General features: G+C 67.6%; 10 protein-coding genes. 4 read left to right on the top strand and 6 right to left on the bottom strand.

Features of this window, described 5'->3' with window-relative positions; all coding sequences use genetic code 11:
- From mrdA to DDE13_RS02910, 4 genes are all read right to left on the bottom strand, one after another.
- Positions 1-1,884 (bottom strand): penicillin-binding protein 2 (mrdA, locus tag DDE13_RS02925; protein ID WP_111401270.1); only part of this gene is annotated, 1,884 nt, incomplete at its 3' end.
- Positions 1,881-2,423, bottom strand: a complete 543-nt coding sequence (locus DDE13_RS02920; RefSeq protein ID WP_111401268.1) for a rod shape-determining protein MreD — start codon at positions 2,421-2,423, stop codon at positions 1,881-1,883. The genes mrdA and DDE13_RS02920, both read right to left, overlap by 4 nt.
- Positions 2,420-3,331, bottom strand: a complete 912-nt coding sequence (mreC, locus tag DDE13_RS02915; protein WP_111401266.1) for a rod shape-determining protein MreC — start codon at positions 3,329-3,331, stop codon at positions 2,420-2,422. The genes DDE13_RS02920 and mreC overlap by 4 nt, the downstream gene beginning before the upstream one ends.
- A 68-nt stretch (positions 3,332-3,399) precedes the next feature.
- Positions 3,400-4,437, bottom strand: a complete 1,038-nt coding sequence (locus DDE13_RS02910) for a rod shape-determining protein (protein WP_111401264.1) — start codon at positions 4,435-4,437, stop codon at positions 3,400-3,402.
- Positions 4,438-4,678: 241 nt separating this feature from the next.
- Between DDE13_RS02910 and DDE13_RS02905 the strand changes: the two genes are divergently transcribed.
- On the top strand, positions 4,679-5,302 hold the full coding sequence (locus DDE13_RS02905) for a VPLPA-CTERM sorting domain-containing protein (protein WP_162630833.1): 624 nt from the start codon (positions 4,679-4,681) through the stop codon (positions 5,300-5,302).
- Positions 5,303-5,372: 70 nt separating this feature from the next.
- Here the strand turns inward: DDE13_RS02905 and DDE13_RS02900 are convergent, their stop codons facing one another.
- Entirely contained in the window at positions 5,373-6,992 is a 1,620-nt protein-coding gene (locus DDE13_RS02900) for a 2-isopropylmalate synthase (protein ID WP_111401259.1), read from the bottom strand.
- A 307-nt stretch (positions 6,993-7,299) separates the two neighbouring features.
- Between DDE13_RS02900 and DDE13_RS02895 the strand changes: the two genes are divergently transcribed.
- Entirely contained in the window at positions 7,300-7,653 is a 354-nt protein-coding gene (locus DDE13_RS02895; protein WP_111401257.1) for a hypothetical protein, read from the top strand.
- Between the two features lie 92 nt (positions 7,654-7,745).
- On the opposite strand, the gene DDE13_RS02890 is transcribed toward DDE13_RS02895, so the two are convergent.
- Positions 7,746-8,414, bottom strand: a complete 669-nt coding sequence (locus tag DDE13_RS02890; RefSeq protein ID WP_162630832.1) for an outer membrane protein — start codon at positions 8,412-8,414, stop codon at positions 7,746-7,748.
- Positions 8,415-8,695: 281 nt separating this feature from the next.
- On the opposite strand from DDE13_RS02890, the gene DDE13_RS02885 reads away from it, so the two are divergent.
- Together DDE13_RS02885 and DDE13_RS02880 are read left to right on the top strand one after the other, a co-directional pair.
- Positions 8,696-9,352: an SDR family NAD(P)-dependent oxidoreductase gene (locus DDE13_RS02885; protein WP_111401253.1), complete on the top strand. Its 657-nt coding sequence runs from the start codon at positions 8,696-8,698 to the stop codon at positions 9,350-9,352.
- A complete protein-coding gene (locus DDE13_RS02880) occupies positions 9,349-10,896 on the top strand; it encodes a cryptochrome/photolyase family protein (RefSeq protein ID WP_222626010.1) in 1,548 nt (515 codons plus the stop codon). Before DDE13_RS02885 ends, DDE13_RS02880 begins: the two co-directional genes overlap by 4 nt.
- Positions 10,897-10,925: the final 29 nt, after the last annotated feature.

The raw sequence follows: 10,925 nt of genomic DNA, 5'->3' as shown, positions 1-10,925 counted from the left end.
CCGCTCCTCGGCGGCGGGGCGCTCGGCCTCGGGATAGGCGGCGAGGGGCGGGATGTCGCCGTGCAGCGCGCGCAGCATCACGTCGCGCGCGACGGGCGCCGCCGCCGCCGATCCGCCGCCGCCATGCTCCACCACCACCGACACGGCATAGCGCGGCTTGTCGGCGGGCGCATAGCCCACGAACAGCGCGTGGTCGCGCCGGTTCCACGGCAGGTCCTCGTTCCGGAACACGCCCTGCGCGCGCTCGGCGGCCGTGATGTTGCGCACCTGGCTCGTGCCGGTCTTGCCCGCGAAGACCATGGTCTCGTCCGCGATGCGCGACCGGTAGGCCGTGCCGCGGCGCGAATTGCTGACCGCGACCATGGCGCGCTGCACCGCGGCCAGGTGATCCGCCCGCAGGCCCAGTCCGCCGGTTACGCGCACGGGTTCGGGCCGCCCGTCCACGGCGCGCACCAGCCGCGGCGCGATGTCGGTGCCGCTGGCCAGCCGCGCGGTCATCACCGCAAGATGCAGCGGCGAGGCGAGGACATAGCCTTGCCCGATGCTCGCGTTCACCGTGTCGCCGGGCCGCCAGCTTTCGCCGCGCCGTTCTGCCTTCCAGGTGGTGGAGGGCATCAGCCCCTCGGCCACCGCGGACATCGGGATGTCATGGCGCACGCCCATGCCCAGCCGTTCCGCCATGGCGCTGATCCGGTCGATCCCGATGCGCTGTGCCACGTCGTAGTAGTAGACGTCGCAGGACTGCACGAGACTGTCATGGAGGTTCATGTGCCCGTGCCCGCCGCGGCGCCAGCAATGGAACCGCCGCCCGCCCACATCAAGATGACCGGGGCACCAGACCGTGTCCTCCAAGCCGATGGCGCCCGCGTCCAGCGCCGCCAGCGCCGTAACCATCTTGAAGGTCGAACCCGGCGGATAGACGCCCGACACGCTCTTGTTCGCCAGCGGGCGATAGGGATTGTCCATCAATCCACGGTAATCGGCGACCGATATGCCCCGCACGAAAAGGTTCGGATCGAAGCTGGGGGCCGAGGCCACGGCCACGAGATCGCCGCTTTCCACGTCCATCACCACGACGCCCGCGCTTTCGTCGGCGACCCGCGCCTGCACGAAATTCTGCAGGCCCGCATCGATGGTCAGGTGCAGATCGTGCCCCGACTGGCCGTCGTCGCGGGCCAGTTCGCGCATCACGCGCCCCGCCGCGTTGACCTCGATCCGGCTGGTACCCGCGCGGCCGCGCAGATCGCCTTCCATCCGGGCTTCCACGCCGCTCTTGCCGATCTGGAAGCCGGGGATCTGCAGGACCGGTTCCGGGTCGTCCAGCTTCGACAGGTCGTAATCGCTGACCGGGCCGACATAGCCCACCACATGGGCGAAATCCGGCCCCAGCGGATAGGCGCGCGACAGGCCGACCTCGGGATGGATGCCGGGCAGGGCGGGGGCGTTGACCGCCACGCGCGACAGGTCGTCCCAATCCAGCCGGTCGGCCACCGTCACCGGCACGAAACCCACCCGGCGGCGCGTCTCGGCCACCACGTTGGCGATCTGGTCCGGTTCCAGCGGGATCACCTGCGCAAGCCGGTGCAGCACATCGGCCACGTCGCCCGCATCCTCGCGCACGATCACGACGCGGTAGTTCTGGTCGTTCACCGCGATGGGCCTGCCCTCGCGGTCGAAGATCACGCCGCGGGCGGGCGGCAGCAGGCGCAGGTTGATCCGGTTCTCCTCGGCCAGCAGGCGGAAGGCGTCGGCCTCCTCGATCTGCATGCGCCGCATCTGCCAGCCCAGCACGCCGGCAAAGGCCAGCTGCGCCCCGCCGAGCACCAGTGCCCGGCGCGAGATGCGGCGTGCGCTGTCGTCGGTATCCTTGGGCGGGCGCCTCATGCCCGTGCCGCCCGTCGGCCGAAGCCTTCGATCACGGGGTGCCGACGCAGACCCAGCCCCAGTTGCAGCAGCGCCGCGACGACCGGATAGGCCAGCACCGTCACGGGCACCTGGAGCAGTTGCTGCCCCAGCCGCGGCTGGTCCACGAACAGCACCGCCAGAACCGCCCAATGGGCCAGCACCATCGCCACCATCAGCGCGGCCAGCAACCCCGGCTCGGCCACCAGCGGGGCGGCGCGCAAGGCCCGCTGCCGGTGCCGCAGCCATTCGCCCGCCAGCACCGCCAGCGCGGCCCACAGCCCCGGCGGGCGCATCAGCATCAGGTCCGCCCACAGGAACACCGCCGCCACCAGCGGCATCGGCAACAGGTCGGGCCGCCGGATCATCCAGGCCACCAGCAGGCACATCAGAAGATCGGGCACGGGCCAGCCGCCCGCGTTCAGCCCCAGCGGCAGCAGCTTCACAAGCACCATCGCCGCGGCCAGCCCCGCGAAGGCCGCGCCGGAAAGGACCCGCCTGTGCAGCCGCACCTCGGTCATCGGTCCACCTCCGGCGCCGGGGGCGGGCCCTGTACCGGGGCCAGCGCGGCGGTCGGCCCCACCAGCCCGCCGGTGTCGGAAATCGCCTCGGGCCCGCCATAGCGCAGCACCCGCAGGAATTCGAGCCGCCCGTAATCCGCCGCAAGCCGCACCCGGAACCGCTGGTCCGTTCCCCGCGCGACCTGCCCCACGAGGATCCCCGCCGGGAAGATCCCGCCATCGCCCGACGACACGACCCGGTCGCCGGGCCGCACAAGGTCGGGGTTCTCGAGAAACGCGATCCGGGGCAGGGCGGTGTTGTCCCCCGACAGGATCACCTTCTGCCCCGACGGCTGGATCGTCACCGGGATCGACGACGCAGGATCCGTCAGCAGCACCACCCGCGCGGTCTGCGCCCCCACGCCCGATATCCGCCCCACAAGGCCCAGCCCGTCCATCGCCGCCCAGCCGTCGCGGATGCCGTCCCGTGCGCCCACGTTCAGCAGCACCGACTGCCGGAAGGGCGACCCGCTGTCCGCCAGCACGCTGCCCGTGACGAAGGTCAGCTTGGGATCGAGCTTCACGTTGTTCAGGTCCAGCAGCCGCGCGTTCTTCTGTTCCAGTTGCAGCGCGGCTTCCTTCCACGCCTGCATCTGCTGCAACTCGCGGCGCAATTCACGGTTCTCTTCGGACAGGGCGGCATAGGACTGGAACGACCCGGCCATCTGCGCCAGCCCCGTGACCGGGCGCATGACCCATGCGACATGGGGGATCACCGCGTCCAGTGCTGCGGCGCGCAGCCGTTCCACCCGCGGGCTGTCGATCCGCCAGATCAGGAACAGCCCCACCAGCCCCGCCAGCACGAGGCCGAGCAGGATGCGCCGCACCGGGCGGAAATGGTCCGTGCCGTTGTCTGCGCCGTATGCCATCGCCTGTCTGTCCTGCCCCCGGTGTCCGGGGGCCATGGCCCTGCGCCGGTCCGGGCGCGCGGCCCGGCCTAGCTGTCGTAGTCTATCACATGCCGCAGCTGGGTTTCATATTCCAGTGCCTTGCCCGTCCCGATCGCCACGCAGTTGAGTGCCTCATCCGCCACGGTGATCGCCAGCCCCGTCTGCTCGCGCAGCGCGAGATCCAGATCGCCCAGCAATGCGCCGCCCCCGGTCAGCATCACACCGCGGTCCACGATGTCGGCGGCCAGGTCCGGCGGTGTCGCCTCCAGCGCGCTCATCACCGCCTCGCAGATCTGCTGCACGGGTTCGGCCAGCGCCTCGGCCACCTGGCTTTGCGTGATCTCGGTTTCCTTGGGCACGCCGTTCAGCAGATCGCGGCCGCGGATCATCATCGACGTGCCGCGCCCGTCATCAGGCATCCGCGCCGTGCCGATCTGGGTCTTGATCCGCTCCGCCGTGGCTTCCCCGATCAGCAGGTTATGCTGGCGGCGCAGGTAGCTGATGATGCCTTCGTCCATGCGGTCGCCGCCCACCCGGACCGACCGCGCATAGACGATGTCGCCAAGGCTCAGCACCGCGACCTCGGTCGTCCCGCCGCCGATATCCACCACCATGTTGCCCGTGGGGTCGGTGATCGGCATGCCCGCGCCGATAGCGGCACTGATCGGTTCCGCGATCAGCCCCGCGCGCCGCGCGCCCGCCGACAGCACCGACTGCCGTATCGCACGCTTTTCCACCGGCGTCGCACCATGGGGCACGCAGACGATGATCTTCGGCTTCGAGAAGATGCCGCGCCGGTGCACCTTGCGGATGAAATGCTTTATCATCTCTTCCGCGACGTCGAAATCGGCGATGACGCCTTCGCGCATGGGCCGGATCGCCTGGATGCTGCCGGGCGTGCGGCCCAGCATCAGCTTGGCGTCCTCGCCCACGGCAAGCACCTTCTTCACGCCGTCCTTGACGTGATAGGCCACGACCGAAGGTTCGTTCAGGATCACGCCCTTGCCCTTGACGTAGACCAGCGTGTTCGCCGTGCCGAGATCGATCGCCATGTCCGACGAGAACAGACCGCCCCAAGTTGCCATGTCGATCGTCTTTCCGCTCTGCTCAAGATTGCATCCCGCGAGTCGTCCCGCAGGTTGGACCCGCTTATAGGCGCGGGGACGGAGGGGCGAAAGGGGGCGCTACCGGCAATCGGCGGGCCGCGCCGCCACGATGGGCGGTGTGCCGCCGCCCCAGAAAATTCTTGAAAGTCCGGTCGATTTCATTAACCTTTACCAAAGGTCACTTAAATGGTTCGCAAGAAAAGGGAACAGGATCATGCCCATGAAACGACTGGCTCTGCTCGCCGCCGCGCTGATGCTGCCTGCTTCGGTCAACGCCGCTTCGATCACCGCCGATCTCGTGCTGGATTTCGTCGATTCCGGCGCCGGACCGATTGCGGGGCCTTATGGCGGGACCTTCGTTCCGGCCAGCTATCCCGAGGCCGTTCCACTGTCCTACGCCACGGATGGAGATTCGAACACGTTCGTGTCCTTGCCGATCGGCTCCTCCCTGACACTCGGATTCTCGGAGGGGTTCATCTTCGACGCACCCGGACAGGACGACCTGTTCATCGACGAACCCGGCGACGGCGCCGAGAACGCGGATGTCTTCGTATCGACGGATCTCGGGGCGACCTTCACCTATCTCGGTGAAGCCTTCGGTGCATCGACGACCAGCTTCGATTTCGCCGACTACGCGTTCACCGGCAACGTGAACGCGGTCAGGATCGTCGGCCTCGACAATGGTGGCGGCTCGCCCGGCTTCGATCTGGCCTTCGTGCGCGGCGAGGAGGGCAGCGTCGTGATTGAACCGCAACTGCCAACAATTCCCGTGCCGGCCGCCGGGCTGCTGCTGCTGCCCGCGCTTGGTGCGCTGTCCGTCGTGGCGCGTCGCCGCAAAGGCTGATGCGTCCGCGCAGGATCGTCGACGGCCCGGCACGGATGTGCCGGGCCTTTCTCGTGACAGGACGCGCGGCTCAACCCGCGTCCTTGTAGCTGATCTCCTTGCCGTCCTTCGTGGCGCGCGTGCGCCGGACGATCAGCCGGTTCAGCGCCGCGACATAGGCCTTGGCCGACGCCACCACCGTATCCGTGTCCGCCGACGTGCCGGTGACGATCTTGCCGTCCTCCTCCAGCCGCACGGTCACCGTGGCCTGCGCGTCGGTGCCTTCGGTCACCGCGTGCACCTGGTAGAGCTGCAACCGCGCGTTGTGCGGGAACAGCGCCTTCACGGCGTTGAACGTGGCATCCACCGGCCCGTCGCCCTGCGCGGTCGTCTGATGGTCCACCCCGTCCACGGTCAGCGTCAGGTCCGCCGATTGCGGCGCCTCGGTGCCGCAGATCACCCGCAGGAACTTGACCTTCAGATGCTCGCCCTGCGCCTCCACCGCGGCATCGGTCATCAGCGCGATCAGGTCCTCGTCATAGACTTCCTTCTTGCGGTCGGCCAAGGCCTTGAACCGCACGAAGATGTCCTTGAGCTGGTTGTCCCCCAGCTCGTAGCCCAGATCGGCCATCTTGGCCCGCAGCGCCGCGCGCCCGGAATGCTTGCCCATCACCAGGCTCGTCTCCGCCAGCCCGATATCGCGCGGGCGCATGATCTCGAACGTCTCGGCGTTCTTCAGCATCCCGTCCTGGTGGATGCCGCTTTCATGCGCGAAGGCGTTCTTGCCCACGATCGCCTTGTTCGGCTGCACGGCGAAGCCCGACACCGCCGCCACCCGGCGCGAGATGTTCATGATCTTCGTCGTGTCGATGCCGGTCGCATAGGGCATGATGTCGTGGCGCACCCGCAGCGCCATCACGACCTCCTCCAGCGCCGTATTCCCCGCGCGTTCGCCCAGCCCGTTGATCGTGCACTCGATCTGCCGCGCGCCGCCCGCGACCGCCGCCAGCGCGTTGGCTGTCGCCATCCCCAGATCGTTGTGGCAATGCGTCGCGAAGATCACGTCCTCCGCCCCGTCCACCTCGGCGATCAGCCGCCGGATCAGCGCCGCACTTTCCTCGGGCGCGGTATAGCCCACGGTGTCGGGGATGTTGATCGTCGTCGCCCCCGCATGAATGGCGATCTCGACGGTGCGGCGCAGGAAATCCCACTCCGTCCGCGTCGCGTCCATGGGCGACCACTGCACGTCGGGGCACAGGTTGCGCGCATGGCGCACCGTCTGGTCGATCCGCTCCGCCATTTCGTCCATGGTCAGGTTCGGGATCGCCCGGTGCAGCGGCGAGGTGCCGATGAAGGTGTGGATGCGCGGCGCGCGGGCATGCTTCACCGCCTCCCAGCAGCGGTCGATATCGGTCAGGTTCGCCCGCGCCAGCCCGCAGATGGACGCGTCGCGCGACAGTTTGGCGATGTCGCGCACCGCTTCGAAATCGCCTTCGCTCGCGATGGGAAAGCCCGCCTCGATGATGTCCACGCCCATCTCGTCGAGCATGGTGGCGATCTCCAGCTTCTCCTCGTGGGTCATGGTCGCGCCGGGGGATTGCTCGCCATCGCGCAGGGTCGTGTCGAAGATGCGCACACGGTCGGGATCGTCGAAGATGCGCACGCGGTCGGGATCGTCGAAGCGTCGCACGCGGGTCGGGTCGTCGGTCATGGTCTTGTCCTGTCAATGATCGGTCATCGGGGCTTGTCGGCGCGATACATACCTCTGAGCGGACGCGCCAGAGACCGGCACGCTCAGAGGCGGATAAGACCGAGTAGCCCGCGCAGGCCGGAACCGGCGCGCAGGGCAGGGCAGGGATATGCGAACCCGTGTGTCATGACGCCGGGTTATAGGCCCCGCCGCGCCGCTTGAAAAGATGCGATTTCCGCCCACCCGCGCGCCGCGATCCGCGCGCCGTTTACAGCCGGGCACCGCGCCGCTAGCCTGACCCCGACCCTGAACGACAGCGGAGGCTTCAATGACTGTATTCAAGGCGGCACTGGCCGTGACCGCGCTCGCACTGGCGGGCTGCGACGCCACCATGGACAGCGCGGAGACGACGGCGGTCACCCCGCTTCTGGACCGCCAGCTCGTGGCGGACAGCGGCACCACGTTCCTCTTCCGCCCCGACGGGACCGTGGGCGGGTCGCTGGGCGACGCCCCGATAGAGGGCACGTACACGGTCGAGGGCGCCGAGATCTGCTCCAGCTACACCGCCCCCGCATCGCTCGCCGGGCAGACCTATTGCAGCACACCCATGATCGAAGGCGACACGGTCCGCTTCGCCCGCCGCGACGGCGGCATGTCGCCGAGCTACACCATCGGCGGGTAAGGACGCGTCTGCGCCGCCATGGGCAAGCACCCAGCCACGAAAAAGGGGCGCTCCAAGGCGCCCCTTCTCGTCCTTGAGACAGATACCGCGTCTCAGAAGCGATACGATACCTTCGCCACCAGCGTGGTCAGCGACAGGTCGGTGCCCGAATTGTCGAACTCGCCGAAGTCGTTGTAAAGCGCTTCCGCGCCGACCGACACGGTGTCCGTGACGAGGTAATCGACGCCGGCACCGGCATTCCAACCCCAGTCGCTGAAATCGGTGTTGCCGATATCGGCTTCGGCATATGTCGTACCGGCAGTCGCATAGATCAGCGTCCGGCCAAGGTCATACCCGGCCTTCGCCTTGATGCTGCCCGTCCGGTCCACCGAACCCACGTTATTGTCCAGCTCGATGTCGCCGAAATTGATGTCGGCCTCACCGCCATAGACGAAGCGGTCGGAATTCCACAGGTAGCCCCCATGGATACCGCCGATCACGCCGTCGCCGTCGGAACCGATGTTGCGGAACGTGTCGGTCGTCGCATCGATGCGATCTCCGAACGAATTGATGTCGCCGTCGCCCGACCGGTCGGCCCAGCCCCAGCCAAGCTGTGCACCGGCGTAGCCACCGGACCAAAGGCTCGAAAAGGCTGGTGCAGCCTGGGCCACCGGCACAGGTTCCACGGCCGGTTCGGTTGGGCCGCCGGCGATTGCCGGGGTCATCACTGCGAACGGAAAGGCGGTCAGCGCGAACGCTGCTGCGGAGGTGCGGATATTCATTGTGGCTTCCCCTCGGGAAATCGGGCGGACGCTCGGTCCGCCACAGGTATTTGTCAGGAGCACGGGCATTTGCCGGCTCCTGTGCGTGAGGTAGATGCGCCACGCTGGCGTTGTAAGGGGGTTGCCACCGCGCCCCTACGTCATGCCCGATCACATCGGCGCGAATGCGCCAACGCGGTGTGCGGGCCATTGCCGATCGATGCTGAACCGCCCGGTTTGACTATCTCGGTCGTCCGGTTAGCTGCCTTTCAATCGGGGCGGCCACGGGATCAAGACAAAGCATGGACCACGCATTACTCATCGGCGACACGGGCGGTATCGGGCAGGCGCTCCGGGCGGAGCTTGAATCCCGCGGCATCACCGTCACCGGCCTCTCGCGCGCCACGGGGCTGGACGTCACGGACGAGGCCAGCGTCGAAGCCGCACTAAAGCCGCTCACCGGCCCCTATGACCTGGTCTTCGTCGCCACCGGCGCGCTGACGAACGGGCAGGGGCCGGAAAAGACCCTCCGCCACCTGTCACCCGCCGAATTCACCGCGCAGATGCATCTCAATGCCCTCGGACCGGCCCTCGTCCTCAAGCACGCGCTGCGGCTGATGCCCCGCGACCGGCGGGCGGTCTTCGCGGCGCTGTCGGCCCGCGTCGGGTCCATCGGCGACAACCATCTCGGGGGCTGGTATTCCTACCGCGCGTCCAAGGCCGCCCTGAACGCGCTGATCCACGGCGCCGCTATCGAGATCGGCCGGACGCGCAAACACGCCATCGTCGCCTGTCTGCACCCCGGCACCGTCGCCACGCGCTTCACCGAAAACTATCCCGACCACGACAAGGTGACCCCCGACGTGGCCGCCACCCGCCTGATCGACGTGGTCACGGCTCTCACCCCCGACCAGTCCGGCGGGTTCTTCGACTATGCGGGGCGGGAGATCCCGTGGTGAGCCGCGCGATCCTGATCCTCGGCGACCAGTTGTCCCCCGATCTCGACGCCCTGCGCGATGCCGACAAGGACCGCGACCTGATCGTGATGGCCGAGGTCCGGGCGGAGGCGACCTATGTCGGCCACCACCCCAAGAAGATCGCGTTCCTCTTCGCCGCCATGCGCAAGTTCGCGCGGCGGCTGGAAGCGGACGGCTGGCAGGTCGCCTATACCCGCCTCGACGATCCCGAGAACACCCACGCGATCCCGGACGAACTGGCCCGTCGCGCGGCGGATCACGGGGCGGACGGCGCCGTCGTGACCGAACCGGGGGAATGGCGGCTGCGGCAGGCGCTGGACGCCCTGCACGAGTCATATGGGAGTCATATGGAATTCATATGCAATTCCGACACCCGTTTCATCGCCTCGAAGGACGAATTCAAGGACTGGGCGGCTGGCCGCAAACAGCTCCGGATGGAGTATTTCTATCGCGAAATGCGACGCAAGACCGGCCTGTTGATGGACGGCGACAAGCCCGCGGGCGGGCAGTGGAACTTCGACCACGACAACCGCAAACCCTTGAAAGGAAATGATTTATTCGCCTCCGGTCCCCTGCGCTTCGACCCCGACGACACGGTGGCAGAGGTGCTGGCGCTGGTCGAACGGGAATTTCCCAGCAATTTCGGTGATTTGCGCCCGTTCTGGTTCGCCACCGACCACGATCAGGCGCAGGCGTCCCTTGACCATTTCATCGCCCAACGCCTTGAAACCTTTGGCGATTACCAGGACGCGATGCTGCGCGACGACGGCTTCCTGTCGCACGCGGTGCTGGGGCTTTATATCAACGCGGGGCTTCTCGACCCGCTCAAGGTCTGCCAAGCCGCTGAAACCGCATGGAAAAACGGCCAAGCCCCGATCAACGCGGCCGAAGGGTTCATCCGCCAGATCCTCGGCTGGCGCGAATTCGGCCGCGGTGTCTACGACATCGAAGGCCCCGATTACACGTCCCGCAACGTGCTGGAACACAAGCGGAAATTGCCGGACATGTACTGGGGCGGGGACACGCAGATGGCCTGCATGTCCGCCGCCGTGTCCCAGACGCGGGCGGAGGCCTATGCCCACCACATCCAGCGCCTGATGGTCACCGGCAACTTCGCCCTCCTCGCCGGCATCGACCCGCACCAAATCCACGAATGGTACCTCGCCGTCTACGCCGACGCCTACGAATGGGTGGAGGCCCCCAACGTCATCGGCATGTCCCAATTCGCCGACGGCGGCGTGGTAGGGTCGAAACCCTATGTGTCGTCAGGCGCTTACATCAACCGCATGTCGGACTACTGCAAGGGCTGCGCCTATGCCGTGACCGCGAAGACGGGGGACAAGGCCTGCCCGTTCAACCTGCTCTACTGGCATTTCCTGATCCGCCACCGGGACCGTTTCGGGGGCAACCCGCGCATGGCGCAGATGTATCGCACCTGGGACCGGATGGACGAAACCCACCGCGCCACGGTGCTGCGCGATGCCGGCAGGCTGCTCGAACGGCTGGACGCGGGCGAGACGGTCTGACCGACAAGCCACTGCTCAGAAACGAAAAC

The sequence above is a fragment of the Meridianimarinicoccus zhengii genome (genome assembly GCF_003254465.1).
Classification (GTDB): domain Bacteria; phylum Pseudomonadota; class Alphaproteobacteria; order Rhodobacterales; family Rhodobacteraceae; genus Meridianimarinicoccus; species Meridianimarinicoccus zhengii.
The sequence above is the reverse complement of the archived record's forward strand: the minus strand, read 5'-3'. Positions and strand labels throughout refer to the sequence as shown.

Bases quoted from the DNA above. Each gene is read 5' to 3' on its own strand.
- DDE13_RS02920 (WP_111401268.1), bottom strand. From the start codon at position 2,423: ATGACCGAGGTGCGGCTGCACAGGCGGGTCCTTTCCGGCGCGGCCTTC.
- mreC (WP_111401266.1), bottom strand. From the start codon at position 3,331: ATGGCATACGGCGCAGACAACGGCACGGACCATTTCCGCCCGGTGCGG.
- DDE13_RS02910 (WP_111401264.1), bottom strand. From the start codon at position 4,437: ATGGCAACTTGGGGCGGTCTGTTCTCGTCGGACATGGCGATCGATCTC.
- DDE13_RS02905 (WP_162630833.1), top strand. From the start codon at position 4,679: ATGAAACGACTGGCTCTGCTCGCCGCCGCGCTGATGCTGCCTGCTTCG.
- DDE13_RS02900 (WP_111401259.1), bottom strand. From the start codon at position 6,992: ATGACCGACGACCCGACCCGCGTGCGACGCTTCGACGATCCCGACCGC.
- DDE13_RS02895 (WP_111401257.1), top strand. From the start codon at position 7,300: ATGACTGTATTCAAGGCGGCACTGGCCGTGACCGCGCTCGCACTGGCG.
- DDE13_RS02890 (WP_162630832.1), bottom strand. From the start codon at position 8,414: ATGAATATCCGCACCTCCGCAGCAGCGTTCGCGCTGACCGCCTTTCCG.
- DDE13_RS02885 (WP_111401253.1), top strand. From the start codon at position 8,696: ATGGACCACGCATTACTCATCGGCGACACGGGCGGTATCGGGCAGGCG.